Source organism: Kocuria sp. (assembly GCF_030536815.1).
Taxonomy (GTDB): Bacteria; Actinomycetota; Actinomycetes; order Actinomycetales; family Micrococcaceae; genus Kocuria; species Kocuria gwangalliensis.
Genome location: NZ_JAUNPE010000016.1, coordinates 1 through 24,977 on the forward strand (window position 1 = coordinate 1; position 24,977 = coordinate 24,977).

Genomic DNA, 24,977 nt, shown 5'->3' on the forward strand with positions numbered 1-24,977 from the left:
GCGGGCAGTTGGGCAAGACGATGGCCACGCGGTCACCGGCCTCCACGCCCATGAGACGCAATCCCTCGGCCGCACGCTGGACCTGCTCACCCAGTTCGGCGTAGCTCACGCCCGCGCCGAAGAACTCCAGAGCGGTTTTACCGCCGTGGCGGGCCACGGACTTCTCAAGCATGTGGATCAAAGACGTGTCGGGGAGGAACAGATCGCGGGGGACGTCGGGGCCGTAGCTCCGCATCCACGGACGGGTTGTCAAGAAATCTCGGGAGGTCTCGCTGGGCATGGCTTCGAGGTTACCCGTTCCCGTGTGGGCCCCCACACCCCATGACGAACGGGTACCGCGCCGGGGCCACGTGTGAGCGGCCGACGAGTCGATAGACTTCGGGCAGTTGATATTGCCCCCACATGGATGAATCGAGCCCCCATGACGCCCTCTTCCGCTTCACGCGATCCCCTGGACACCGGCAACGCCCCCTGGACCGAACAGCCCACGGCACCCATCAATTCCACCGACGCCGAGACCACCAGGCCCCTTCCGCACGCCGACGCCGCCGGATCGTCGCGTTCCGGCGTGGCCTCCGGCCGGCTGCACCGCCCCGACCCGACCACCGGCGTCACGGAACCTATCGGCAACGAACACTTGACCCCGCAGGGCGAGCGCGTCACCGCGACGGCGGCATGGGACGGGGTGCGCCCGGCGGTTCCGGCATCCGGTTCCGGTGCCAGAAGGCCGATCACCGAGGATCTCCGCGGTGCGCAGAAGAAGCGATTCGGCGGGATGCAGTTGCTGCCCGGTCTTTTCGGCTGGTTGGCCGCACTCTCCGTGAGCGGAGTACTCCTGGTGGCCTCGGGTCTGTTCGGTCCCCAATGGGGCATCGAGACCACCCAGGGGATCGGTCGCGCCCTCGACCACGGTCTACTCAATCCTCAGGACGCGGCCGGGTGGTTCGCTCTGGCGGTGTTTGCGGTGATCGAGTTCCTGGCCCTGCTCGCGGGCGGCTACGTGGCCGGCCGCATGGCCCGATTCTCGGGTGTGGCCCAGGGAATCGGCGTGTGGCTGTGGTCCCTGTTGGCCCGCGCGGTCGCCTCCGTGGCGGCTCTGCTCTGGGCCGGTACCGTGGGGTTGGCCCCGCACAGTCTGGCAGCCCAGTCCGTGATCGGCCCGGTTCTCGGCTGGGGGCTGGTTGCTCTGGCCGCCGTGGTGGTCCTGGACCTCGTAGCGGCCATTCTGGGCGGCACGTGGGGCATGCGGTATCACCGGAAAGTCGACATGTGGACCAATTCGAATGTAATTAACGGCTAGACTCGCCACAAATAGGTCATTCCGGGGGTCGGAATTTCCTGGGGAGTAGTTGGAGGTCCAAACCCATGCCGTCCACTCTTGTCGCCATTGTCGACGATCATGAAGTGGTTCGCGAAGGTGTTCGCCTGGTGTCCATGACATCTCAGGCGGACGTCAAACTCGTGGGCTCCTCCGGTTCCGTGTCAACGCTGTTGGACCAGTTGGGCCGCGATCCCGAGAACCCCGCACTGACCGCACACGGGGCGAAAAGGATCGAGTGCGACGTCGTCCTGCTGGACCTGTCGCTCGCTGACCGCTCGCGCCCGGCCGGTAATGTGGAACGGCTCCGCAGCGCCGGGATGAAGGTGCTGATTTTCAGCATCGGCGAGAACGCCGGCTTGATCCGTGAGGCCCTTCGCGCCGGCGCCCTGGGGCTCGTCCGGAAGTCCGAGCCGCTGGAGCACGCCATCGAGGAAGCCCGCAATATTGCGGACGGTAAGCCTGTGATCACCAAGGAACTCGCCGCCGCTATCGACGGAGACGTGGAGTTTTCACGGGCTGCGCTCTCGCCACGTGAGCAGGAGACCCTGCGCCTGTATGCCTCCGGGTTCGCCCAGGTCCAGGTCGCGCGGCGCATGGGTATCAAGCAGTCCGCCGTGAAGACCAACATCGACCGGATCCGCGAGAAGTACGCGCGCATCGGCCGTCCTGCGCCCACCAAGATCGACCTGCGGATCAGGGCCATCGAAGACGGCCTGGTCGAACCGGAAGCGGACATCACCGCGGCCGAAAAGCACCTGTAATGATTCCGCGCCGCTAACTTTAAGGTGCGGAATGAATAAACACGTCGCCCCCGGAACGAGCCGAGTCAGGACCTACCGTAAGGTCCCCACTCGGCTCCGATGGAAAAAATTCTTAGCCATCACGTCCCCCGAAGAGCTCGGTCTCAATTCGTACCGCGCCTATTGGCTGTGGATGACCGGGATCGCGCTGCTCACCGTGGCGTTGTTCGTTGCAGCCTTGCCCATTCTCTGGCAACAGCAAGGGTTCTTTGCGCCCTGGTACACCTTTTTCCTGGCGGCCATCCTGGGGGTCGCCGCAATGCTCGCGATATTCGGTCTCATTCATTCGGTACAGCCCTGGATTCCGTTGCTCCTGGCCGCCGTGGTTGGTTTGGGGGTCCTGGCCCTGCCGCTGGCGTGGAACGGCGGGGTGTTGCTGCAGTACCCATGGATCGGCGGGTTCATCATTGTGAGCCTCTGCAGTATCACGCTGGCGTGGAGCCCCTGGGTCGCGCTGCTGTACATGCTGGGTGTCGAGCTGGCCTACGGCCTGATCATGGCGCAACTCATTCCCGTGGATTCCCGCGCCGAATCCCTGGGCGCGGTGATGTTCGGCCGCATTTGCTACGGACTCATCTCGATCCTCACGGTCGTCATGACCACACGAGCGGTCGAGAAACTGGACCAGGACTACACCGAAGCGCTCTCCCAGGAACTCGCCCTCACCCGGAGCCGCTCCGAAACAGCGGACCAGGAACGCGTGGACCGGCTCATTCACGACAACGTGATGGCCGCCCTGCTGGACGCCTCTCGTGCGGAAGGACCGCTGGCCAGACGAACCCGGGAACTGGCCACCCGCGCCCTGGAGGTCCTCGACCACGAGAACGACCGGCTCTCCGGCAAAACCACCACCATGGTCCACGTGCTCATGGACGAAATCATGGAGTCCCTCTCGCCCTGGCGTGCACGGGTGCGTTTCAGCAACCTCCTCCCCCACATCCGGCCGGTGGGTGAACCACGCGTGTTCGTTCCCACGTTCGTGGCGCAGGGCCTCACCCAGGCCATCACCGAGGCCGTGTCCAACAGCGCACGCCACTCGGGCGCGGACGTGACCTACGTGTCCATGGACGGCGGGCAGAGCCCGCCCACCCCCACTAACCCCGAAGGCTTCTACTTGCGTTTCACCGTCCGTGACGAGGGCCGTGGTTTCGCCCTGCATGAGGTGGGCGCGCAACGCCTGGGCGTGCGAGTGTCCATTGTGGAGAACATTGAAACGGTCGGCGGCGATGCGCAATTGCGTTCCGCCCCGGGTCGCGGCACCGAGGTCATCCTCACATGGCCCAAGGATGCACTGCCATGAGGGGTTTCGGGCTCGGCCGTAGATCCCTCACGGCGCTGGCCATCATGGGTTTCGGTGTCTCCTTCGTCATTGGGGTGACGGAGCTGAAGTCGGTCGAGGACCCGGACGCCCTGGTGTTCTCGCTCGTGCTCTACGCTGCGGCCGCGGTGATCATTGCGCTGCCTCGGTGGACCACCCACCAGTTACCTCTGCCCTCCACCATGCTGGCCGTCCTGTTCTTCTCGCTCGCTGCCGAACGGGGCTACGCCGCGACGATGGCGGAGCCCATTGCCGGGCAGAGCCCGTGGTTCGCCATGGGTTTCACGGTCATGATTTTCTTTCTGTGTCTGCGGCGCAGGATCTGGTGGGCGGTGCTGTTGTGGGTGGTCGTCAGCCTCATGTCCTTGCGCCGTTGGACCGTGTTCGGTGACACTCTGGTCCCCACCGAGAGCTACCCCGTACTCACTCTGGGGATGTTGCTGGCCACGTGGATGGGTTATCGGGAGTTCTTACGGTTCACCCAACGCAACCGGGAGATCCAGAGCATGCTGCTCACCGCCCGCACTAGCGACGAGGCCGAGCAGGACACCAAGAACGCGTCGTACCAGCGCGTGCAGGACGTTCGCCGGTTGGCCGGCGGTTTGCTCGAACGGATTGCCTACGACCCCTCCGAGGTCACCGAGTACGACATCAACCAGTTCCGGCTCACGGAAGCGCAGTTGCGCGACACCATTCGGGGTCGTTCCATTGCTACGCCCTACATCCTGGAACTCGCCCGCACGGCCCGCGACCGCGGCGTGGTGGTGGACATCCTGGACGAGCGGGGCCAACCGTTGCCGCCCAGGGTCCTGGAGGCCACCACCGAGCAACTGGCCGAGATACTCAACCACGCCCACTGCGGCGTGGTCACGATTCGCGCCTTCCCCAAGGGCGATCCCACGGCCGTGTTCATCGTGCACGACAACGACAACGAGGACGAGGATCCCATCGCGATCGAGATTGCGGACGTCACCGGCGAGGTCTCGCGTTTCTAGCACCGCCGGGGGAAGCAGCGAGGACGCCACCGGGGTGATGCGCCTCGCTCACCCGTCCGGGATGACCGCCGCACGGGCCGTGCGGGTTTCATACCCGTACGACGACGCCGCGGCGAGCGCACTGCACGGATCCCTCGCCCAGCGCTCGTGACGGGTATTTCTCCGGATCTTGACCGCACTCGCTTCGGCCCCGGTCCACCGTTGCCTAGCGTGTGCCGTATGGAGACACTCACCGATTCCCCACTCAACCCGCCCGACCCGTTCGACCCTTCGGATCCGCAGGATTACCCGTACGCGGCGTTCGCGGCCGTTGGCTGCGCGGACGGGAAACCGCGGTGTCCGTGGGCTGTGGCAACTCCCGGCACCCTGATCGATCATGACCATGAATGGGCGGTGCCCCCGGGCAACTCCGCGCAGTACTTCCAGGCCTTGAGCATGGAACTTCTCGATTCCGGTTTGGCCCGCTGGTCCCAATCCGGGCGACACCCATCGTGGTATCTGTACATGGCGGAGCTGGAGCCGACCAGGGTGGCTCGGCTGGACGAGGACGACATCGAGGATCTGCTCCTCAACCCGGAGCTCATCCGCAACCGCGCCAAGATTGAGGCCGTCATTCATAACGCGCGCGTGTGCGAGGACTGGGCGATCGCGGATTGGCAGATGCTGGTGACCGAGGCGCAGGTGCCCGCGCCCGCAGGTCCCCCGCTGCGTTCCTTGGACCTACCCGACAGCACGCCCGAGTCACGCAGGCTCTCCGGCCTTTTCCGCGAACGTGGTTTCAAACTCATCGGCCCGGTCACTGCCCATCGCTGGTTGCAGCGCACCGCATTGGCACCCGGCCACGTGCGAGGTTGTTTCCGTGCGAACCCTACAGGCCCGGCACCGCATCCCGCTCCGGCGGGGTGATGCGGTGCCGTGACCTCAATCGAGCAGCAGGGCGGGTTCCTCCAGGATCCGTGCGACGTCCGCCATGAACCGTGCGGACAGGTCCCCGTCCACCACCCGGTGGTCGAAGGAGCCACCGAGCGTGGTGATCCAGCGCGGAATCACGTCGCCGTCAACGACCCACGGTTTCTGCTTAATGGTGCCGAAGGCCACGATGGCCACCTCGCCGGGGTTGATGATGGGCGTTCCCGTGTCGATCCCCAACGCACCGATGTTCGTGATGGACAGCGTGCCGCCCTGCATGTCACCCGGCTGGGTGCGGCCCTGGCGGGCGGTCTGGGCGAGCTCGTTCAGGGCAATGGCCAGTTCACGCAGGTTCAGTTCCTGGGCGTCCTTGATGTTGGGCACCAACAGTCCGCGCGGAGTGGCCGCGGCGATACCGAGGTTCATGTAGCGCTTGATGATGATTTCGGAATCGGTCCATGTGGCGTTGACCTGGGGATTACGCGCAGTAGCCCACATCACGGCCTTGGCCAGGATCAACAGGGGCGTGACCTTGACGCCTTCGAAGTGCGGGGAGGTCTTGAGCCGCTTGACGAACTCCATGGTCCGGGAGGCATCCACGTCCACGAAGATCGATACGTGCGGGGCGCTGAAGGCCGAGCGCACCATGTTCTGGGCCGTGAGCTTGCGGACCCCTTTGACAGGGATGCGCTCATCGCGGGAACGTGCGGGGGCGTTGGTCGAAGTCCAGAAGGTATCCGGGCCGTCGTCCACTTCCCGCAGGTGGGCGGCGTAGGCCAGCAGGTCACGTTTGGTGACCTGGCCGCCCTCGCCCGTGGCGGTCACGTCCGCCAGATCGATGCCCATTTCCTTGGCGGCCTTGCGCACCGGCGGCTTGGCCATGCTGGGACGGCGCGGGATGGACGCCTGAGCCGCCCCCTGCTGCGGGACGGTGTCGTCCAGGGAACGTAGCCACGTTTCACCGCGGTCCTTGAACTTACCGGCCTTGTCCGCCAGGTCCTGGGCCGCCGTGCCCAGACCCGACTTGGACAACCGGTCGGCCCAGCCGGCGGCCACGCGGGCCGCGCCTGCCTTCGAGGATTCCGGTTCCTGACCGGCGGGCTTACCCTGCTCGTCCAGGCCCTGGGGCCGCTCGGCGTCAATGCGCATGGCAGTGCGGGTGCGCTGGCGGCGTCGAACGGGATCGGCCTTGGGACCCGCGCCCACGAGGGCCTTTCCGGAGTCAGTGGAATCCATGCTGCGCCCGGAACCGGACGTGGATTCCTCCTGGGGCCCGAGGTGCTCGGGGCGGGGTTCACCCTCCACGCCGTCCTTGGGTGCCGAACCGGTGTACCCGGGATCGGGCGTGCCGGACGGGGCGGATTCGGAATCACCCACGGTGATGATGGGCGTACCCACCTCCACCGTGGCGCCCTCGGACACCATGATGCTCAGAACGGTACCCGCGAACGGTGAGGGGAGTTCCACCACGGACTTGGCGGTCTCGATCTCACAGATCACCTGGTTGACGGTGACGGTCTGTCCTTCGGCCACCTTCCAGGACAGGATCTCTGCTTCGGTCAGGCCCTCGCCCACATCGGGCAACGTGAATACCTGGGACATGAGTTCTACCTCCTGCGACACCGCACGTGCGGGGTGGTTCGTGACTTCGGGCGATTTAGTAGGCGAAGGAACGGTCGAGTGCTTCCAACACTCGATCCAGGTCCGGAACGTAGTGGTCTTCCACCGCGGCCGGCGGGTACGGCATGTGGAAGGCGCCCACGCGCAGCACGGGGGCCTCCAAGGAGTAGAACGCCCGCTCGGTCACGCGCGCGGCGAGTTCCCCGCCCAGGCCACCGAAGGTGGGGGCCTCATGGGCGATGATCAAGCGACCGGTCTTTCGCACGGACGCCGTGACCTTGTCGAAATCAATGGGTGACAGGCTGCGCAGGTCGATCACTTCCACACTACGGCCGTCCTCCCGGGCTGCCTCGGCCGCCGCGAGCGCCACGGGGACCAGCGGGCCCCAGGCGACGATCGTGGCCTCTTGACCCTCCCGAACCACGGCTGCACTGAAGGCGTCCCCGGTTGGCCGCTCCTCATCCACCTCACCCTTGAGCCAGTAGCGGCGCTTCGGTTCGAAGATGATGACCGGATCGTTGCAGGCAATGGCCTGCTGCGACATCCAGTACGCGTCCTGGGCATTGGACGGGGCAAGGATGCGCAGACCCGCGGTGTGGGCGAACAATGCCTCCGGCGACTCCGAGTGGTGCTCCACCGAACCGATCACACCGCCGTAGGGGATGCGGATGGTCACGGGAACCGTGAGGTTGCCGTCGGAACGGGCGTGAATTTTGGCGAGCTGGGTGGTGATCTGGTTGAACGCGGGGAACGTGAACCCGTCGAACTGGATCTCACAGACGGGCCGGTAACCGCGCTGGGCCAGGCCCACGGCGGTTCCCACGATGCCCGCTTCACCCAGGGGCGTGTCGAGCACACGGTGGGCTCCGTAGCGGTCCTTGAGGCCTTCCGTCACACGATAGACACCTCCCAGGGACCCGATGTCCTCGCCCATGAGCATGACCTTGGGGTTTTCCGCCATGGCGCGGGACAACCCCGCGTTGATTGCCTTGGCAATGGTCAGTTGCTTCACGCGTGAGCTCCTTCCGAGCCGGAGACGTCCTGGTCCCCCTGCGGGGCGAAACCGGCCTGGTAGTCCAGGTACTCGGCGCGCTCGGCGGTGACCAGGGAGTGCGGATCTGCGTACGCCTTGTCGAAGAACTCGTCGAAGGTCGGAGGGGTCATCCCCAGCACGTCCGTGCGCAGTTCGTCTGCCATCTCGCGGCCCTCGTTGGCCACGGACTCGAAGTACTCGTCACCCACGTGATGGGTTTCGCGCAGGAACATTTCCAGCCGCTCGAGCGGATCCAAGGTGCCCCACTGTTCTTCTTCGTCCCGCTGCCGGTACTTGGTGGGGTCATCGGCGGTGGTGTGGGCCCCCATCCGGTAGGTCTCGGCCTCGATCATCACCGGGCCTTCTCCCCTCCGGATCTTGTCCAGTGCGTAGCGGGTCGCTGCGAGCACCGCCAGGATGTCGTTGCCGTCCACCCGCAGGCCTTCAAATCCGTATCCGGCGGCGCGCGTGGCCAGCGGCACACGTGACTGGGTGGAGAAAGGAACCGAGATGGCCCACTGGTTGTTCTGGACGAAGAACAGTATCGGGGCGTCGTAGGAGGCGGCGAACACCATGGACTCGTGGATTTCACCCTCCGTGCTCGCACCGTCCCCGTAGTACGCGACCACGGCCTGGGTCTGCTCACCCGCCGGCTCCCCGGCGTCCTCGGCCGCCTTGCGGTCAAGGGCGGTGCCCATTGCGTAGCCCACGGCGTGCGGCACCTGGGAGGCCAACACCATCGTGTAGAGGTTCACGTTGCACTCGTTGGGATCCCAACCGCCGGCGGTGTGACCGCGGAACAACTGCAACAGCTGGCCGGGTTTGACTCCGCGGTGAAAGACCACGGCGTGCTCCCGATAGGACGGGAAGAGGCGATCGGTGGGTTCGGTGGCCCACGCGGAACCCACCTGCGCCGCTTCCTGACCGCGCAGCGGAACCCACAACACCAGTTGGCCCTGACGCTGCAGGGACGTGGCCTCCTCGTCCACGCGCCGGGCCAGCGCCATGGAGCGGTACAGTCCCTTGAGCTCCACCGTGTCGATGTCCTGGACGTACGGCGAGAGTTTGGGGTCCTCGTGGACCGCGCCCTGCTCGTCGAGCAACTGGAGCCTGGGCACGGTGCTCTCAACCGTCCCGGGGTGCGTCTTTGCTGCCATGGTTGGCTGGTCCTTCCGAGTGGCCTAGTTGGTGCTGCTCATGGGCATGGTGCTGGGGTGGGAGAACTGCGCGCAGAGCTCCAGGAGCCGGGTGTTGGCCTCCACCTCGCCGAAACTCACCCGCACTCCCTCCGATCCGAACCGCCGGACCGACAGGGCGTGCGCATCGCACAGCTCGCCGAAGGCCTCACTGCGTTCTCCCAGCGGGAGCCACACGAAGTTGGCCTGGGTTTCCGGATGCTGCCACCCGAGTTCGGCCAAGCCCGCCAGGACGCGTTCACGCTCATCGACCACCCGTTGGACACGCTCGTTCACCTGGTCAATATGCGCAATGGAGGCCACCGCGGCCAATTGCGCCACCTGGGTCACGCTGAAGGCCGGGGTCGCTTGTCTGAGGTACTGGCTCACGTGCGGTTGGGCCACCGTGTAGCCCACCCGCAGCCCCGCCAGACCGTGCGCCTTGGACAGGGTTCGCAGGGACACCACGTTGGGGTACTCCCGATAGAACTCAATGCCGTTGACCAGGCCTCGGGCGCGTTGGAACTCCCAGTACGCCTCGTCGATGACCACCAGAACGCGCGGGGGGACGCGCTTCATGAACTCGTGCACGTCCGCGGCACGGAGGCTGGGCCCGGTGGGATTGTTGGGGGTGCACAGCAAGATGACGCGGGTGCGTTCGGTGATCGCGGCCGCCATGGCCTCGAGGTCGTGGGAGCCGTCCGGACGATTGGGGATTTGCACGCTTTGCGCGCCGGTCAGCCCCACCGAAATCGGGTAGGCCTCGAACGATCGCCACGCGTAGATCACCTCGTCCGGTTGCCCGTCCGGCCCGGTTCCTGCGAACGCGGCCAACAGCTGGTTCAGGGCGCCCAGGCTGCCCGCACCGGCCACGATGTCCGTGTCGGGAACCGAGAGATAACCCGCGAGCGCCTCGCGCAGCACGGCGGCCGAGGGGTCCGGGTAGCGGTTGATCACATCGAAGTCACGCAGGGCCTGGCGTACGGCGGGAACGGGGCCGTACGGGTTCTCGTTGGACGCCAGTTTGTACGCCACCAGCCCGGGGATCTCCGCGGCGGGTTTTCCTGCGACGTACGCGGGAAGTTGAGCCAGGGCGTCCCGGGGGCTGACCCGTTCCGCGTTCTGCTCAGCGCCCGATGAATCGGCTGGCGGCGTGGCGTTACTCATAGGCCCCATGCTAACTCTCGCTAACGATCCTCCGGGTTGTGGACAACATGATCCTCCATGACTTCGTACATGTAGGTTTCGGTGCGTGCCCCGGCGCCGGAGGCAATGGCGGCGCCCAACGCCCGTTCATGGTTCACGACCGCAGGTTCCGTGGAATTGCTGATTCCCTGGGCACCCAGCGCGTAGACGTACATATCGTGCGCGCCCACCCCGCTGAGGCTTCCCGCGGCCGAGAACTGGTCGTTGTACTGCGTGTCCACGCGCACCGTGGAGCGGTTCTCACCGTCCGGGTTCTTGATGCCGTCCAGGGGTGGCACCATGTCGTCGTTGTGCTCCACGGCCATGACGGAGGTCTTCTGGGAGAACTCGAAACCTCCCACCGGCGCCCCGAACGTGGTCAGGGCATCCACCGAGTACAACTGCTGGAATTCCCGGTTCATCGCAAGCCCCGCGGCGTCGATCCCGCCCAGGCTGTGACCGCTCAGCACGACCGAATCGCCGGGTTGGATTCCGGCGTCCTTCAGGGCCTCACTCACGGCGCGCTGGGCCGGAGGCAGATCGCCCAGCGCGTCGTGCGGCTGTGCTTTCATGGCCGCGACGATGCCTGCGATGTCATGAACGCCCCGGCCGTCGTGCCAGACCTCCGTCCCGGTGAGGACCACCGAGAACGCCGCCCGTCCCGATCGATCGGTGGTCTTCTGCACCAGCACCGTGCTGTTCTCCCGGCCCTGGACAACGTTCTTCGCGTCCTTGAGCGCCGCGGCCGTGCCCCCGACGGTCACCGGTGCCGCGCCGTCGAATTCGACGCCCGTGGGCAGTGCCCGCCTGGCCAGCGGTGCTATGCCGTGGGCGGAGGCAGTGCCCGGTGCCATGCCCGTCATGGTCTCCCTGGCTTTCGGGCGCACGGCGTGAGCCCGCACGTACGGGTACAGCAGTCGCTCCGCCGGCGACAGGTTTCGGCCCGTGGTGTACGGGGCGAGCCACGTGAATCCGGGCGTGCCGCTGAGTCCGTTGACGGCGGTGCGCACCACCGGCCACGATGCGCCCAGCTCGGACTGCAGGCGTGCCTCCTCGGCACCAAGTTGTGCCTCGGTCTCGCCGATCCCCGTCAACAGACCGTCCGCCCACACTCGTGCGTATTGACCCAGAGTGAACTCGTCACCCGGTTGGCCGCCGAGCTCCCGGTAGGCCTGCGACCGACTCATGAGCGCCGATGGCAACGGGATGCGCAGACCGGAGTCGAGCATGTCGTCCAGCCCCACGCCACGGATCACCACGTTGGTGCCCTCGGGCCCACCCCCGGCCACCACCACTCCGAAGGACGTCACCCGAACCTTGGTCGCGAACTGGGCGGGAGTCGTGATGTCCGCTCGCTTCACGGCGGTGGTGAATTCGTCCAGGGCGGTGCGCATCCCGCGGGTGGCGGAGCCGGTCAGGTTCCACCCCGGCATGATCAGGATGCCCGGTCCGAACAAAGACCCCACGCTGGCCTCCACCATCTCGTAGTGGTGCTGAGCGCTCGCCACCCGAAGATGCGTCAACGTCACACGGGCCTGGGTCGCGACGAGCGCCGCCTTCGAATGCGCCGCCGACGCCGCCGCGGCACCGAGCAGCGGATGTCCCGTCATGGTCCACGCGGCGACTTCCATGTCCGCAACGGTGGTCCCCAGGAGCACGTCACCGACCCGTTCGTTCACGCGCGCCAAGACTCCGGCGGCCACCGCGATGGCTTCCGTGCTGACCTCCAGGGCTCCCGGTGCGGTGCCACCGCTCACCCGTATGGATTCCGTGGCGGACGCAATGGCCGCACGGGTGTTCTCCGGAAGGTTCGGGTGTTCCAGCACGGGTCGGCCACCGGACTCCGCGCCGAACAGCGTTGCCTGCAGGTTCTCGGCTCGCCCCGTGATCTCGCGCTCCACCTCCCTGTTCATCCGAACGATCCCGCGGGCACGTGCGTGGGAGCGGACAGTCCCGTCTGAGCCAGAACTCCCACCACCGATGTGCCCAGAGCGCCCAGGTCCAGGAACTGTTCGACCGCTCCGATCTGGGCCGCGAGCCCCGCGGCACCCGCGCGCAGCTCTGCCGCCGCTTGGTGGTAGCCGTGAGCGACGCTCCGGAGGTCGGCGGTCAGCGCATCCAGTCGGACCCGGTAGGCCCGCGCGGCCGGCCCTTTCCACTCGGGTGCCTCCGCCGCGGGGAGCTCCGCCGCCAGCGCCAGCAGCTCATCGGCCGCGCGTTCGTAGCTGCCGGCCAGCATGACGATGCGATCGTGGACGAGTCCCGCCACACCGGCGGGTGACGGACCGGAGGTCCCCGGTGAACCGGAGGGCCCCGGCCCGTTCCAGGCAGTGGGTGACGGCATGGCCTGTTCCTTCCTGACGTGCACTCCGCGGAGAACCTCACGCTAGAACCACGGCCGCGGTCAACTCGGCCGCCCGTGCCCGGTTGTGGACACGGGACCGTGCGCCGCCGAACCGGCACGCCCGTGGAGAACCGGCACCGCGGCGTCGTCGTCAATTAACACCGTGCCGGAGCGCTCGCGGAGGCGTGGAACAATGAGGATCATGTCGAAGACTCCACACACTCTCCCCTCCGGACGCGTGGCCCTGAGCCAGCAGAACCCTCCGATCGCGTTGGGACCTTTGGACGGTCGATACCGACCCCAGGCCGGCATCCTGGTCGACTATCTCTCGGAGGCCTCACTGAATCGCGAGCGCGTTCACGTGGAGGTCGAATGGTTCATCCACTTGTGTGAACAGCGCGCGCTGCCCGGGTTGGAACCGCTCACCCAGGGACAGAAGGACGGCCTGCGGGCCATCGTCACCGATTTCGATGCCCAATCCGTGGCCGAGCTGGCCGAGATCGAGGCGGTGACCGTTCACGATGTGAAGGCCGTGGAGTACTACATCGGTCGTCGCCTGCCGGAGCTGGGGCTGGAGCACCTCACGTCCCTCGTGCACTTTGCGTGCACCTCGGAGGACATCAACAACCTGTCCTACGCGTTGGGCGTCAAGGATGCCGTGACGGACGCCTGGCTGCCCGCCGCCCGCACGCTCGTGGCCGCAATCAGTTCCATGGCCCGGGGCGCCAAGGCAACGCCCATGCTGTCGCGCACCCACGGTCAGCCGGCCACCCCCACCACGTTGGGTAAGGAACTCGCGGTGTTCGCGCACCGCCTGAACCGTCAGCTGCACCGCATTGGCGCCACCGAGTACCTGGGTAAGATCAACGGCGCCACCGGCACGTTCGCGGCCCACGTGGCCGCGGCCCCGGACACCGATTGGCCCGCCGTGTCCCAGTCCTTCGTGGAGGGTCTGGGGTTGGACTGGAACCCGCTGACCACCCAGATCGAGTCCCACGACTGGCAGGCCGAGCTCTACTCGGACATGTCCCGCTTCAACCGGATCCTGCACAACCTGTGCACGGACGTGTGGTCCTACATTTCCATCGGCTACTTCCAGCAGATCCCGGTCGAGGGCGCCACCGGTTCCTCCACCATGCCGCACAAGGTGAACCCCATTCGCTTCGAGAACGCCGAGGCCAACGCCGAGATCTCGTGCTCGCTGCTGGACACCCTGGGCGCCACGCTGGTGACCTCGCGCTGGCAGCGTGACCTCACGGATTCCTCGTCACAGCGCAACATCGGCGTGGCCTTCGGCCACTCGATGCTCGCCATCTCCAACGTGGTCAAGGGCCTGGAACGCCTGGACGTGGCCGAGGACCTGTTGGCCGAGGACCTCGACGAGAACTGGGAGGTACTGGGCGAGGCCGTCCAGACCGCCATGCGCGCCGAGGCCATTGCCGGGCGTGAGGGCATGGACAACCCCTATGAGCGGCTCAAGGACCTGACCCGCGGCCACCGCGTGGACGGTGAGCGCATGCGCGAGTTCATTGGTGAGCTGGGCCTGTCCGAGGCCGCCGAACAGCGGCTCAAGGGTCTGACCCCGGGGCAGTACACCGGTTTGGCCGAGCAGCTCGTGGAGCGTTACGCGAACTGAGCCTCGTGACGCGTGGGAACACCGGCGGAAGCATCGGCAACCCAGCCCAGCACCTGCGCCGGAACGTTGGTGGTGATTTGTTGAACCCCCAGGGACAGGCACACGTGGGTGTCCGCGAACGAGTCGACCGTCCACACTCGTAGGACCGACCCGTTGGACCGCCACGCGAGCACGTCTCGGGGGTGATCGCGCACGTACTGGATCCCGGGCCCGGCCAGCTCCACCTCACCGTTGGTGATGATCGGGACGGCCGGGGGCACCACGAGTTTCATGCCGGCCCGGTAGACCACGGCAGCCGCGGGCCCCACCCGCATGCTGTGCCGCACCGTGCTCACGGTGGTGTCCGCGACCAGCTGGCACACGTGCCGTGGTGAGACGGACTGGAGAAAGTAGCGAACGCCGTCGGGATGAAAACTCATGACGGACACCTTGATGTTGCCCAACCACCCGGTGTCGGGGTCCCAGCCGCGGCGCATGAGCAGCACCAGAACGGCTTCTTCCAGGCCCTGGCCGAACGCACTGGGATGTTTGGTCTCCACGGCCAGGCCCAGGGTGCGGCCCACGGATTCCAGCAGGTCAAGCAGCTCGTCGAGAGTCAACAACTGCTCGTGCCGGCGGCCGTGGGATTCCGGGATCGGCACGGCCTTCCACGAGATGAAATCCAGGGCCCGCAGTTGTTCCAGGGTGTGCTGCGATACCGGCCCGGTGCCGTTGGAGGTGCGGCCCAACTGGGCGTCGTGGTGGAGGACCAGGTGCCCGTCCCGGGTGAGCTGGACATCGCATTCCACTCCGTCAGCGCCGTCCAGGATCGCTTGGACGTACGCGGAACGGGTGAGTTCGGGAAATGCCGCGGAAGATCCTCGGTGCGCGTAGATCAGGGGGCGATCGGCGGCCCGCGCATTGGGGCGCTCAATGCGGTGTACTTGCTCCGGGTCGGTGCCGCGGAGGAGCGGTTCGGAGGATTCACGTGTGGTGAACACACGGCTACCGTATCCTCCGGACCTGAGGCGCCCGTGATCTCCCGGCCAAGGGCCCGTGACGGGCAGATGAACACCCCGGGGCCGCACCATGCGCTGCGGCCCCGGGGCGTTCATACCAACTGCTGCCGATCGCAGCAGCGGCTTACTTCTCGATCGAGTCCGGGTCCTTGACCTTGGTGCCGTCCCCGAAAGCCTTGGCGCGCGCAGCCGCATCGAGGGTGGCCGGGAACTGCGCGGGGAACTCACCAAAGGCTTCCTCGGTGGCCTTGATGACCTGGCGGGACATGGCCAGGTTGGCGCCCCCGCCCACCACGGCACCGATGCCGAACGGCAGGGCCCGGCCCATCACGGCACCGGTCTGCTTGGCCAGGAACCGCTTGACGAACATGTTGCGGATCGTGCGCCCGGCGTCGAACTTCTTGTTGCCGTCGCTCTTACCGAGCATGAGCCCCCACTTGTTGGTGAGGCCCTTGGAACGGCTGGAATTCGCCAGGATCTGGCTCATCAGCTGGTTCCCGTCTTCCCCGAGCATCAACGCCATGACCATGGTGCGGTTCTGCTCTTCGTCATCGGGGTGCACACCGTGCAGTTCGGCCATGGCCTGCGCGTACAGCGCGGTGGCCTCCAGGTAGCCGACCACGGCCACCGAGGACAGACCCAGCGACGCAATGGTACCGATGCCGGGAACCAAGGCTGTGGCACCCACTGCCCCGCCGCCCACGGTCACCGAACGCTTGTAGGTCTTGGTCAGGCGCTTGGCGATCTGAGCGGGCGTGTCCTTGGGGTGCTGCTCGCGTTCACGCTGCAGCATTTTGATCACCATGGGGCGCTGCACCCGCAGCACGTGGTTCAAAAACTTGTTGACACCCGGTTTGGGCTTGCCGTCCTCGTCAAAGGCCTTGTTCAGCGGGTTCATGTCCATATCGGTGCACTCCTCGAGGCGTACTCAATCGGTCGGGGCTGGTCTCACCTGTCACTGGCGTCAACTATTGCACAGCCCGCTGATCACCGCGCGGGCGTTCGCTCTCCGACGACGCCGCACGAGCCGGGTTCCCGCGTATCTCACCCTCCCGGGTGGTTCCCTCTCTCGCTCACGAACTCGTCCCACGCGTTCAGTTTGCGCAGCAGGTCCGTTTTCTTGATCACGTGGCCCGACATCCGCCCCAGGATCGAGGACAGGGCGGCAATCGTGTCAATGATGAACGGCCCCTTATTGAGCATCACGCACTCGGCGCGCTGGCCCTGGGCGGCATCCGTGACCTCCGCGCGGGAAGGAATACCCTTTTTCGCCAGGCTCTCCAGCACCTGGGTGGCCCAGATGACCGGCACGTGGGCGGCCTCACACAGCCACAGGATTTCCTGTTGAACTTCCGCGAGGCGTTCGAACCCGGTTTCCACCGCCAGGTCGCCGCGCGCGATCATGACCCCGGCGTCCTTCCAGCGCATGACCTCCAACAACATTTGCGGCAACTGCTCGAACCCGCCCACCGTCTCGATCTTGAGGGTCACGTCCACGTCGGTGGCGCCCAACCGGGTGAGTTCGTCCAACAAATCGGTGACGTCCGTGCGACTGCGGACGAACGACATGTTCACGATGTCCGCGTTGCGGGCCACGAACTTCAGGTCCCGGCGGTCCTGCTCGGTGAGTGAGCGGATCCGTAGCTCGGTGTCCGGGAAATTAATGCCCTTCTCCGCCTTCAGATTGGAGCCATTGGGCCCGGCATGCAGGACGTCGATGTCCATGCTGTCGGGGGTCACGGAACGGACGACTCCGCCGATCTTGCCGTCGTTCAGCCACACCCGATCCCCCGGTTCGACATCCTCGAACGCCTCGGGGAGCGTGCACCCAATGCTGAACGGGGAGTGGCTCACCGCGGGCACCGGCTCCAGGCTGCGCACGAGCCGCAGGGTGTCACCGATGTTCAGCCGCAGCGCCTGCTCGGTTTCGGGCAACTCGCCCAGGACCGCCCGGTCCCCGTTGGCGGCCGTGAGGACCAAATCGGTGGCGAAATACACGGTTTTGGCGAATTCCACCAGCACACCACCGTCCTCCACCGCCACCACGTGCAGGGAGCGCCCGGATTCACGTGCGTCCCGCAGCCGGATCCGCTCCCCCACCGAACGTTGCGTCAACCACGACGCCGGGCTCACCGGCACGCTGGGCAGCAAGTCATCGTGGGGCGAGCTCCCCAGCCAGAGTCGAGCGCGTTCCGTGATGTGCCCCCTCGCGTCGCGCGTGGGTTTGATCTTCTCGACACGCGGCCCCGGCTCGATCGGCCCGGTGCGCACCTTGGGCCCGCCCAGATCCATGGAGATCCTCAGATCCTTGTCCGATTCCGACGCCGCCGCGCGCACGTGCTCGATCATGCGCGCCCATTCCTCGGGCCCGTCATGCGCGCAGTTGACGCGGGCCACGTTCATCCCGGCGGCCACCATGTCCCGGACCAGGGCGGGGTCCCCGGCGGCCTCGGAAGGTAACGTGACCATGATGCGGGTCTCTCGGTCCTCGGGGGCCCGCCCCAGCAGGTGCACAGTGTTGCGCACCAGCGTTTCCTGGCCACCGCCCTGGTCCTCTCCGGGGTCGATTCCCACGTCGAGCATGTCCAGATCGGGTTCGGGCTTGTCTGCAATGGCCGCCAGGCTCAGCAGCACCGCCTTGAGGTGGTCCTCCACCCCGGCCTCCATGCGGCCCAGCGATGAGAGCCCCAGCTCCGAGAGGTCCGCCTGCAACTGGCGGACGTCCTGGCTGCGCACCGCGGCGTAATCGACCAGATTCACGGCGGACCAACGGTGGCGGGGGCGGACACGGTTGATGCGATCCAACTGCGCGGTCCGTGCCTTGCTCACCACGCGGAATAATTCCTGCACCGCGTCCATGGCCTGCGCCGCCACCTCGCGACGCTGCTGGAACACACGGTCTGGCACTTGGCTCATGCTCTGGTCAACCCCCTGGTCCTATGGTGTCCGTCCAACGTAGTGACACCACATTTACGGACGGTTAACGGCCCTGACGTCAGTGTCGACTGAAATCCGTGAATTTGCCGGTGACCGGACCGTAATGGGCGTCCACGGTCATAACGACACCCGGGGTGTCACTGGAATTGAGGGACGTGAGCAGGTCACGCACCGCCCAGCGAGGACCCTCCACCATGATGGTCACGGTGCCGTCGGAATTATTGGTCGCGTGCCCGACCAGCCCGAGCTTCTCGGCGTGTCTCCAAGCCCAGTAGCGAAATCCCACGCCTTGCACGGTCCCGTGGACCACCGCGGTCATGGCAAGGGGTTCGTTGACATCGAGTTCTTCGGGTTCACGGTCGTCGGACGCGCGCGGGTGCAGTGATGGCATCTCCATGGACCCAGATTAGGAGATACTTCTGGAAGAACATACTGCTGTTGTTCGGCAGCACGCGTGAAAGGTCACCTCACCCATGTCCGAAACCCCCGCACTCGACCCGCAGGATCGGCTCGACATCCTGGAAACCCTGCATTTCTTGTCCCATGTGATCGACAACCGTGAATGGGATCATTTGGCGTACGCGGTGACCGAGGACGTCGAATACCTGGCCCCTCGCATGGTCACCCCCACATCGGTGGCGGACTTGGCACCCGCCATGGCCTTGCACGGGCCCGCGGGGATCCGGCAGGGCTACGAACTGTCCCAAGTGGCCCAGTACGGCAGCGTGCACGTGCTCAACACCGTCATCGAACCCATTGACGAGGACACCGCGGTCACGTGGAGCCGAATGATCCTGGTGTCCTTCGATCAGCGGGCCGTGGGTACCGATGTGGTGGACACGGTGGTGCGCACCCCGGACGGTTGGCGCATTTGCCGACGTGTGCTCCACGCACGGAACATGGTGCGCGAGGCGGAGCGTTCCGGTGCCGGGTACGTTCCGGGTCCTTACACGTTCGTGCACTTCAACGAGGCCATCGTTCGTGCCCAGGAAACCAACGCGACCACCGGTCACCCCCGTCGTGAGGAGCAGACCCGATGAGTGCCGCTCGGTGGGAGCGCCCGGCCGCCGTTGATGCGCTTGAAATCCATGAGGTCCTGGCACGGTACGCGCACTGCATCGACAACCGCGACTGGGAACAGCTCTCCCGTATTTTCACCGCCGATGTGAAGTTCGGGGGCCCGGGTCACTACACCCGATCCCGGGATGATATTCCGGGGCGCATTGAGCAGGTGAGCCCGTATCACCCGCACTACACCACGGACACCGTGATCCACAGCCTCCCCGTCGATTCGGAGGGCAGGAAACGTGCTCGGTCGTGGAGTAAATATTTCATCGTGCGCCACGACCGGACCTTGGCCTCCGGGGATTACCTGGACGAATGGGTGCGCACGGAAGCGGGGTGGCGCATCCTGCAACGCCGGGTGTCCCGAGGGCAGCGCTGGGAGAACGACCCCGGGGGTGCCTCCCAGCGTGACCTGGGAATGGGAGATTTTCTGGCGCCCGCCTCCTAGGAGAGCTCCGCCAGGCCCTCGGTGATCACGGTGTCGCCGTCCGCGAAATCAATCTTTTTCCCCACCGTGGTGTCGGGTGCGGCCAATGCGGCGGCGGCAACCAGGGCCACGTTGCCGCGTGCCGTGTCGACGGCGTCGTCCCCCTGGCCCGGGTCGGTGGTGATCATGCCGGTTGTTTCGTCATCGGTGAGCTTGCCCGGACCCAGAATGGTCCATTTCAGGGAGCTCTCGCGCAGGTGGTCGTCCGCGTCCGCCTTGGCCTGCGCGTACGCGTAGAAGGAATCATCCTCCGGGACGCCGTGATCCTGGCCCGCGCCCATGTAGGAGACCATCACGTAGCGCTCGACGCCCGCGGCCTGAGCCGCGTCCATGGAGCGGATAGCGGCATCGCGATCCACGGCGTACGTGCGCTCGGGATCGCCGCCACCGGCGCCGGCGGACCACACGACGGCGTCCTGTCCGGCTACCAGTTCCTTGAGGCCGTCCGTATCGAGTTTCTCGACGTCCGCGACCACGGCGGTCGCGCCGCGGTCCTCGACGTCCTGGACCTGTGACTCGGAGCGAATCACCGAGTTCACGCGGTGTCCGTCTCCCGAGAGGATTTGGCTCAGCTGCAGGGCCACCTTGCCGTGGCCTCCGATGATCATGATGTTCGACATGGTTAGTCCTTCCGTAGCCGGTAGTACTTCCGTGCCGTGGTCGTTCCGTTGATTCGGATGGCCGCCCACACCGCTACCAGCAGCAGGGCGATGACCACGGCGGGTGCCACTGTCCATAGCGCGATGAGCACCAAGATCATTCCCACCAGGGCCGGAATCATGGGCCAGCCGTACTGCACCATTTCCACGGCCATGTAGTCCTGGACCCGCAGATGCGCGGTGTCCTGCGGCAAACGGCCGGTTCGAGCGCTCGCACGGACCCCTTTGGAACCCACGGAGCGTTCCTCCATCATTCCCACCCGCGGCACCTGGTCGACACGCATGAGCGACAGGATCACGCCCCCCAGCGACGCCGCCGCGCCCGCCAGCAGTACCGGCCACTGCCAGGCGCTGTGGAGGATACCGGTTTGGTTCAGCCGATCACCGGCCACTATCCCCACAATGCCCGCACTGAGTGCCACCACCGCCACCACGGCCAGGCGACGTTTCCACACCTTGTCGACCCATGCCAGCGAGGGGATGGGGACATTGGGTCGGTCGGCTCCCGTGAGTCGGTATTCCTGTGTCACGACGAGTCCTCCTTACGAGTTTTTGTTGGACGCCCCCAACTCTTTGTACAACCTGCTCACCACGGCATGCAGATCGGCGCTGTCATGTTCCACCAGCGCCTCGGTCAACACACCCAGTAGACCGTGAATCATGAACCGGTCATAAAGGCTTGCAGGGCTGGGCTGATGGTGTTCGTTGCGTAGTTGCCGGCACGCCGCGGCAAGTTGGAGCACCAGGGCGTTGCCCGCCAGATAGCCACCCGGACCGGAGAGCACGGCGGAGTAGTACGCCCGATACTCACTCACGTGCTCAACCACGGTGTGGGCGAGCCGCTCCATCACATCACCGTTTCCGGTGGTACCGGCGCCCTTCAAGGACAGCTCTGCGCGTAAGAGATTCACGGTGGTCTGGAGTAATACCTGCTCGCGTGAACCGAAGTTCTCGTACACGGCCTTGCGACTCACGCCGGCGGCCTGAGCGATTTCGGTCATGCCCACGTGGGATCCGCGGCGGGCCACCAGATCGACCGTGGCATCCACCACCGCTTTACGCGTTCGCTCTATTCGTCGATCCATGAGGGTCTCCAATATCCAATGAGAAACTAAATAATACGCTCACTTCCTATTGAACGACATCCTCGGAGTTGGGAGCACCCCCTTTAGGGTTGGGTCCCCCGCTCACCACGAACACCAGGCCCTCGCCGTCGAACTCCACGAACCCGGCTGCACCGGAGTACAGCAGTGAATGCCCGGCCCGCAATTCATGATCCGAGGTCCCCGGCTCGCAGATTCTGGCCGTCACATTTCCCTCGGCGACCAGCACCACGGAGGTCCCCGGGATCCGCCGGCGTAGGGCGTGCTCACGGTGCACCTGGACGGCCACCATGCTCAGGGAGGCGTCCCACAAGGGGTAGCACACCGACCCGTCGGGGCTGGAATCCGGGTCGAGGATCTCGATCGGGGCCTGCTGCGGAGCCAACACGGACAGTAGCTCCGGCACGTCCATGTGCTTTTGCGTGAGTCCGGCTCGCAGCACATTGTCCGAACAACCCATGATCTCCACGGCCGTTCCGGAGATGTACGCGTGCAGTTGTTGGGGCGGGGTGTGCACCGCCTGTCCGGGGTGCAGGTGCACGAGGTTCATGCACAGGGCCACGAGCATGCCCGGGTCACCCGGGTAGTGATGATCCAGCAGCTCAATCACGTGGACGGCCCGTTCCAGCTGGGTGGCCGTGGGGCCCAAGGCCACGTCGTCGTTGGCTTCGGGCAGGTGCGCCAATCGTGTCCTGCGCAGCCGGGCTGCTGCGCTCACGCACGCTCGAACGGAATCCGCGGCGTGCTCCTCGGACAGCGTCAGCGCCGCTCGCAGCGCCGAGGGCTCGCCGGCCGCCCACGACAGCCAGTTCAAGCGCAACTCCTGCGCAAGCTCACGCAACTGCGCCCCCGTTTGTTGTCCCGCCAGTAACCACATATTGGTGAGAGCCACCACGGTTTCCGGTTTGGCTCGGTCGTCCTTGTAATTGCGGGACGGGGATTCGAGGGGCACCCGCTGATCGTTGTCCCGCGCAAAACCCTCCTTGGCCTGCCGGGGCGATGGGTGGACCTGAATGGACAACGGAGCGGCAATCGCCAGAATTTTCAGCAGGAACGGCAGATCCGGCACAACATCGACGAGGCTCCGGGGGTGTCCCCCCACCTCGATGACGGACGGCGCACTCGGGTGGGCGCCCATCCACAATTCTGCCTCCGGCTGCTCGCTGGGTACAGGCCTGCCCTGCATGGTGGCCAACACGGATCGTGATCCCCACGCGTAATTCTGAATCGGATTGTCCATCCGAAAGAACTCTGCCATGCAGATCATCCAATCACAGCGGACTTGAGGATTCGTGTGGACCTTGCCGGGGCACCGGCCCGTCTCACGTAGAATTCGGCCCTGTGACCATAGATCTTTCTTCCTCGTTCAAGGCCTACGATGTGCGCGGCATTGTGGGCTCCACCATCACTGCGGACAGCGTGCGAGCCACCGGCGCCGCATACGTCGATGTGCTCGGTCTGGCAGGCACCACCGTGGCCGTGGGCGGAGACATGCGCCCCTCCTCCCCCGAATTCATCGACGCGTTCGCCCAGGGTGCCATGGCGCGCGGCGCGGATGTGATCAAGATCGGCACCATCTCCACGGACGAGTTGTACTTCGCGTGCGGCACGCTCAACTGCGCCGGCGTGACCTTCACCGCGAGCCACAATCCCGCCGCCTACAACGGCATCAAGATGTCCATGGCCGGAGCCGTCCCGGTGTCCTCGGAGACCGGACTCTTCGAGATCCGTGACCTCGCCCAGCAGTACCTGGACTCGGGTGAGATTCCGCAGGCCGAACGGCACGGTACGGAAACCAGCCGGGATGTGCTGGCGGACTACGCTCGCTACCTGCGCGATCTGGTGGACCTCAGCAAGATCCGACCCCTCAAGGTGGTCGTGGACGCGGGTAACGGCATGGCCGGGCTGACGACTCCCGCGGTCCTGGGAGACGCCGAGCTCGAGGCCTTACCCCTGGAGATCGTGCCCCTGTACTTCGAGCTGGACGGCACGTTCCCCAATCACCCCGCCAACCCGCTCGAACCGGCAAACCTCGTGGATCTGCAGGTTGCGGTCCGCGAACACGGTGCAGACATCGGATTGGCCTTCGACGGGGACGCGGATCGCTGCTTCGTGGTGGACGAGCGCGGCGAGCCCGTCTCGCCGTCGGCCATTGCCGCCATCGTGGCCGAACGCGAGATCGCCCGGGCCCGCGCCGGGGGCGACGAGCAGCCCGTGGTGATCCACAACCTGATCACCTCCAAGGCTGTGCCGGAGCTCGTGGAGGCCAACGGTGGCCGCGCCGTGCGCACCCGTGTGGGGCACTCGTTCATTAAGGCCGTGATGGCCTCCGAGAAGGCCGTGTTCGGTGGTGAGCACTCCGCCCACTACTACTTCAAGGACTTCTACAACGCGGACACCGGAATGCTCGCGGCCATGCACGTGCTGGCGGCCCTCGGTGAGCAGCAGGGCACCCTGAGCGATCTGATGGACCGTTACGACCCCTACGTGGCGTCCGGCGAGATCAACTCCGAGATCGAGGACAAAGCCTCTGCGGTGGATCGTGTGCGCGCACACTACGCCGAACACGGCCCCGCCGTCACGGTCGAGGACATGGACGGCACCACCTTCACCCACCCGGGTGAGGGCTGGTGGTTCAACCTGCGTCCGTCCAACACCGAGCCGTTCCTGCGCCTGAACGTGGAGGCTCCGGATACCGCCACCATGGAGCGGGTCCGGGACACGGTGCTGGGTCTGGTGCGTCAGGGCTGAGAATCCGGGTCTCGCTCGCACTCCACACGACGACGACGCCGCACGGGACTTCCCGTGCGGCGTCGTCGATCGAGGGTGACGCCCCGGCCGGCCGGGGCGTGGAGGTGAGAAAATCCCTTAGACGTTGGCCTTGCGGGCTTCGTCGTGCAGCATCCACTGGTCGGGACCGAAGATTTCGTAGTGGATGTTCCGGCCCGGGGCGCCCTTTTCAATGAGCTGCGATCGCAGGCCCTTCATGAAGGGCAGGGGCCCGCACATGAACGCGGTGGTGTCCTCGTCGATGTCCAGGTCGACCTCTGAAAGGTCCATGAAGCCCTCGTGATCGCCTTCACCGGGCGTCTCCATCCAGGTGATCATCTGCGCGTTGGGCAGGCTGTCCACCAGGCGCTCCATGATCTGGCGACCCGGCCAACGGTCCAGGGAATGGTCCGCGTGCAGCACGGTGACCTTGCGCTGTGAGCCTTCCTTGGCCAGACGATCCAGGAACGAGACGATCGGGGTGGTACCGATACCGGCCGAAGCGAGCACCAGCGCGCCGTGCCCCTCGTCCAGGACCACGTCACCGTAGGGGTTGGAGATCTCCAGGATGTCCCCCTCGTTGATGTCCTCATGCAAAATGGGGGTCACCTCGCCCTGGGGGT

Annotated in this window: 24 protein-coding genes and 1 pseudogene; 9 read left to right on the top strand and 16 right to left on the bottom strand. The window is 65.9% G+C overall.

From position 1 onward, the window contains the following. The coding region (locus Q4E95_RS03170) for an AMP-binding protein (protein ID WP_303381922.1) at positions 1–280 on the bottom strand (280 nt) is incomplete at its 3' end. A 141-nt stretch (positions 281–421) separates the two neighbouring features. On the opposite strand from Q4E95_RS03170, the gene Q4E95_RS03175 reads away from it, so the two are divergent. The 5 genes from Q4E95_RS03175 to Q4E95_RS03195 all read left to right on the top strand — a co-directional run bounded on the left by Q4E95_RS03175 (position 422) and on the right by Q4E95_RS03195 (position 5,340). Continuing rightward, complete coding sequence (locus tag Q4E95_RS03175; protein WP_303381923.1) at positions 422–1,300, top strand: hypothetical protein; 879 nt, start codon at positions 422–424, stop codon at positions 1,298–1,300. A gap of 65 nt (positions 1,301–1,365) precedes the next feature. Beyond that, the gene (locus tag Q4E95_RS03180; protein WP_303381924.1) at positions 1,366–2,082 is read left to right on the top strand and encodes a response regulator transcription factor; all 717 of its coding nucleotides are present in this window, start codon (positions 1,366–1,368) and stop codon (positions 2,080–2,082) included. A 31-nt stretch (positions 2,083–2,113) separates the two neighbouring features. After that, positions 2,114–3,421, top strand: a complete 1,308-nt coding sequence (locus tag Q4E95_RS03185; protein ID WP_303381925.1) for a sensor histidine kinase — start codon at positions 2,114–2,116, stop codon at positions 3,419–3,421. Then, positions 3,418–4,434 (top strand): hypothetical protein, encoded by a 1,017-nt coding sequence (locus Q4E95_RS03190; protein WP_303381926.1) that lies wholly within the window; start codon positions 3,418–3,420, stop codon positions 4,432–4,434. Before Q4E95_RS03185 ends, Q4E95_RS03190 begins: the two co-directional genes overlap by 4 nt. 219 nt (positions 4,435–4,653) lie before the next feature. Further along, positions 4,654–5,340, top strand: coding sequence for a DNA-3-methyladenine glycosylase I (locus Q4E95_RS03195; protein WP_303381927.1), 687 nt, complete (start codon positions 4,654–4,656; stop codon positions 5,338–5,340). 15 nt (positions 5,341–5,355) lie between these two features. Here Q4E95_RS03195 and Q4E95_RS03200 read toward each other — a convergent pair whose 3' ends face one another. From Q4E95_RS03200 to Q4E95_RS03225, 6 genes are read right to left on the bottom strand one after another with little or no spacing between them, the layout of a single operon-like run. After that, the gene (locus tag Q4E95_RS03200; protein ID WP_303381928.1) at positions 5,356–6,945 is read right to left on the bottom strand and encodes a dihydrolipoamide acetyltransferase family protein; all 1,590 of its coding nucleotides are present in this window, start codon (positions 6,943–6,945) and stop codon (positions 5,356–5,358) included. A 55-nt stretch (positions 6,946–7,000) separates the two neighbouring features. After that, the gene (locus tag Q4E95_RS03205) at positions 7,001–7,975 is read right to left on the bottom strand and encodes an alpha-ketoacid dehydrogenase subunit beta (protein WP_303381929.1); all 975 of its coding nucleotides are present in this window, start codon (positions 7,973–7,975) and stop codon (positions 7,001–7,003) included. Beyond that, positions 7,972–9,153, bottom strand: a complete 1,182-nt coding sequence (locus Q4E95_RS03210) for a thiamine pyrophosphate-dependent enzyme (protein WP_303381930.1) — start codon at positions 9,151–9,153, stop codon at positions 7,972–7,974. Before Q4E95_RS03210 ends, Q4E95_RS03205 begins: the two co-directional genes overlap by 4 nt. A 24-nt stretch (positions 9,154–9,177) precedes the next feature. After that, entirely contained in the window at positions 9,178–10,338 is a 1,161-nt protein-coding gene (locus Q4E95_RS03215; protein WP_303381931.1) for a histidinol-phosphate transaminase, read from the bottom strand. A 20-nt stretch (positions 10,339–10,358) separates the two neighbouring features. Continuing rightward, positions 10,359–12,269: a hypothetical protein gene (locus Q4E95_RS03220; protein WP_303381932.1), complete on the bottom strand. Its 1,911-nt coding sequence runs from the start codon at positions 12,267–12,269 to the stop codon at positions 10,359–10,361. Further along, the gene (locus Q4E95_RS03225) at positions 12,266–12,700 is read right to left on the bottom strand and encodes a hypothetical protein (RefSeq protein WP_303381933.1); all 435 of its coding nucleotides are present in this window, start codon (positions 12,698–12,700) and stop codon (positions 12,266–12,268) included. Before Q4E95_RS03225 ends, Q4E95_RS03220 begins: the two co-directional genes overlap by 4 nt. Before the next feature lie 202 nt (positions 12,701–12,902). Here Q4E95_RS03225 and purB point away from each other — a divergent pair, with 202 nt between their 5' ends. Next, the gene (purB, locus tag Q4E95_RS03230; RefSeq protein WP_303381934.1) at positions 12,903–14,336 is read left to right on the top strand and encodes an adenylosuccinate lyase; all 1,434 of its coding nucleotides are present in this window, start codon (positions 12,903–12,905) and stop codon (positions 14,334–14,336) included. On the opposite strand, the gene Q4E95_RS03235 is transcribed toward purB, so the two are convergent. The 4 genes from Q4E95_RS03235 to Q4E95_RS03250 all read right to left on the bottom strand — a co-directional run bounded on the left by Q4E95_RS03235 (position 14,324) and on the right by Q4E95_RS03250 (position 18,668). Further along, positions 14,324–15,214 (bottom strand): glycerophosphodiester phosphodiesterase family protein, encoded by an 891-nt coding sequence (locus tag Q4E95_RS03235; protein WP_303381947.1) that lies wholly within the window; start codon positions 15,212–15,214, stop codon positions 14,324–14,326. The genes purB and Q4E95_RS03235 overlap by 13 nt on opposite strands. Before the next feature lie 244 nt (positions 15,215–15,458). Then, positions 15,459–16,238: a di- and tripeptidase gene (locus Q4E95_RS03240; RefSeq protein WP_303381935.1), complete on the bottom strand. Its 780-nt coding sequence runs from the start codon at positions 16,236–16,238 to the stop codon at positions 15,459–15,461. Positions 16,239–16,378: 140 nt separating this feature from the next. Continuing rightward, positions 16,379–18,250, bottom strand: a complete 1,872-nt coding sequence (locus tag Q4E95_RS03245) for a pyruvate kinase (RefSeq protein WP_303381936.1) — start codon at positions 18,248–18,250, stop codon at positions 16,379–16,381. Between the two features lie 79 nt (positions 18,251–18,329). Continuing rightward, on the bottom strand, positions 18,330–18,668 hold the full coding sequence (locus Q4E95_RS03250; RefSeq protein ID WP_303381937.1) for an acylphosphatase: 339 nt from the start codon (positions 18,666–18,668) through the stop codon (positions 18,330–18,332). A 76-nt stretch (positions 18,669–18,744) separates the two neighbouring features. On the opposite strand from Q4E95_RS03250, the gene Q4E95_RS03255 reads away from it, so the two are divergent. Together Q4E95_RS03255 and Q4E95_RS03260 are read left to right on the top strand one after the other, a co-directional pair. After that, a complete protein-coding gene (locus tag Q4E95_RS03255; RefSeq protein WP_303381938.1) occupies positions 18,745–19,311 on the top strand; it encodes a nuclear transport factor 2 family protein in 567 nt (188 codons plus the stop codon). Continuing rightward, the gene (locus tag Q4E95_RS03260) at positions 19,308–19,784 is read left to right on the top strand and encodes a nuclear transport factor 2 family protein (RefSeq protein ID WP_303381939.1); all 477 of its coding nucleotides are present in this window, start codon (positions 19,308–19,310) and stop codon (positions 19,782–19,784) included. Before Q4E95_RS03255 ends, Q4E95_RS03260 begins: the two co-directional genes overlap by 4 nt. On the opposite strand, the gene Q4E95_RS03265 is transcribed toward Q4E95_RS03260, so the two are convergent. From Q4E95_RS03265 to manA, 4 genes are read right to left on the bottom strand one after another with little or no spacing between them, the layout of a single operon-like run. Further along, on the bottom strand, positions 19,781–20,443 hold the full coding sequence (locus Q4E95_RS03265; protein WP_303381940.1) for an SDR family oxidoreductase: 663 nt from the start codon (positions 20,441–20,443) through the stop codon (positions 19,781–19,783). The two genes, Q4E95_RS03260 and Q4E95_RS03265, sit on opposite strands and share 4 nt — an antisense overlap. Positions 20,444–20,445: 2 nt before the next feature. Beyond that, a complete protein-coding gene (locus Q4E95_RS03270; RefSeq protein WP_303381941.1) occupies positions 20,446–21,012 on the bottom strand; it encodes a hypothetical protein in 567 nt (188 codons plus the stop codon). Positions 21,013–21,024: 12 nt separating this feature from the next. Continuing rightward, complete coding sequence (locus Q4E95_RS03275) at positions 21,025–21,567, bottom strand: TetR/AcrR family transcriptional regulator (protein WP_303381942.1); 543 nt, start codon at positions 21,565–21,567, stop codon at positions 21,025–21,027. A 46-nt stretch (positions 21,568–21,613) separates the two neighbouring features. Beyond that, positions 21,614–22,825: a mannose-6-phosphate isomerase, class I gene (manA, locus tag Q4E95_RS03280; protein ID WP_303381943.1), complete on the bottom strand. Its 1,212-nt coding sequence runs from the start codon at positions 22,823–22,825 to the stop codon at positions 21,614–21,616. 101 nt (positions 22,826–22,926) lie between these two features. Here manA and Q4E95_RS03285 point away from each other — a divergent pair, with 101 nt between their 5' ends. After that, positions 22,927–24,336 carry a phosphomannomutase/phosphoglucomutase gene (locus Q4E95_RS03285; protein ID WP_303381944.1) on the top strand — a complete coding sequence of 470 codons (1,410 nt, stop codon included), beginning with the start codon at positions 22,927–22,929 and terminating at the stop codon, positions 24,334–24,336. A 117-nt stretch (positions 24,337–24,453) separates the two neighbouring features. Here Q4E95_RS03285 and Q4E95_RS03290 read toward each other — a convergent pair. After that, positions 24,454–24,977: pseudogene (locus Q4E95_RS03290) on the bottom strand (hemin transporter); the annotation flags it as partial.

Excerpts from the sequence above, each read along its gene's own strand:
- Q4E95_RS03225 (WP_303381933.1), bottom strand. The coding sequence starts at position 12,700 with ATGCCGTCACCCACTGCCTGGAACGGGCCGGGGCCCTCCGGTTCACCG.
- Q4E95_RS03185 (WP_303381925.1), top strand. The coding sequence starts at position 2,114 with ATGAATAAACACGTCGCCCCCGGAACGAGCCGAGTCAGGACCTACCGT.
- Q4E95_RS03210 (WP_303381930.1), bottom strand. The coding sequence starts at position 9,153 with ATGGCAGCAAAGACGCACCCCGGGACGGTTGAGAGCACCGTGCCCAGG.
- Q4E95_RS03260 (WP_303381939.1), top strand. The coding sequence starts at position 19,308 with ATGAGTGCCGCTCGGTGGGAGCGCCCGGCCGCCGTTGATGCGCTTGAA.
- Q4E95_RS03200 (WP_303381928.1), bottom strand. The coding sequence starts at position 6,945 with ATGTCCCAGGTATTCACGTTGCCCGATGTGGGCGAGGGCCTGACCGAA.
- Q4E95_RS03255 (WP_303381938.1), top strand. The coding sequence starts at position 18,745 with ATGTCCGAAACCCCCGCACTCGACCCGCAGGATCGGCTCGACATCCTG.
- Q4E95_RS03275 (WP_303381942.1), bottom strand. The coding sequence starts at position 21,567 with ATGGATCGACGAATAGAGCGAACGCGTAAAGCGGTGGTGGATGCCACG.
- Q4E95_RS03180 (WP_303381924.1), top strand. The coding sequence starts at position 1,366 with ATGCCGTCCACTCTTGTCGCCATTGTCGACGATCATGAAGTGGTTCGC.
- Q4E95_RS03220 (WP_303381932.1), bottom strand. The coding sequence starts at position 12,269 with ATGAACAGGGAGGTGGAGCGCGAGATCACGGGGCGAGCCGAGAACCTG.
- Q4E95_RS03245 (WP_303381936.1), bottom strand. The coding sequence starts at position 18,250 with ATGAGCCAAGTGCCAGACCGTGTGTTCCAGCAGCGTCGCGAGGTGGCG.
- Q4E95_RS03215 (WP_303381931.1), bottom strand. The coding sequence starts at position 10,338 with ATGAGTAACGCCACGCCGCCAGCCGATTCATCGGGCGCTGAGCAGAAC.
- Q4E95_RS03175 (WP_303381923.1), top strand. The coding sequence starts at position 422 with ATGACGCCCTCTTCCGCTTCACGCGATCCCCTGGACACCGGCAACGCC.
- Q4E95_RS03250 (WP_303381937.1), bottom strand. The coding sequence starts at position 18,668 with ATGGAGATGCCATCACTGCACCCGCGCGCGTCCGACGACCGTGAACCC.
- Q4E95_RS03195 (WP_303381927.1), top strand. The coding sequence starts at position 4,654 with ATGGAGACACTCACCGATTCCCCACTCAACCCGCCCGACCCGTTCGAC.
- Q4E95_RS03190 (WP_303381926.1), top strand. The coding sequence starts at position 3,418 with ATGAGGGGTTTCGGGCTCGGCCGTAGATCCCTCACGGCGCTGGCCATC.
- manA (WP_303381943.1), bottom strand. The coding sequence starts at position 22,825 with ATGGACAATCCGATTCAGAATTACGCGTGGGGATCACGATCCGTGTTG.
- purB (WP_303381934.1), top strand. The coding sequence starts at position 12,903 with ATGTCGAAGACTCCACACACTCTCCCCTCCGGACGCGTGGCCCTGAGC.
- Q4E95_RS03240 (WP_303381935.1), bottom strand. The coding sequence starts at position 16,238 with ATGGACATGAACCCGCTGAACAAGGCCTTTGACGAGGACGGCAAGCCC.
- Q4E95_RS03265 (WP_303381940.1), bottom strand. The coding sequence starts at position 20,443 with ATGTCGAACATCATGATCATCGGAGGCCACGGCAAGGTGGCCCTGCAG.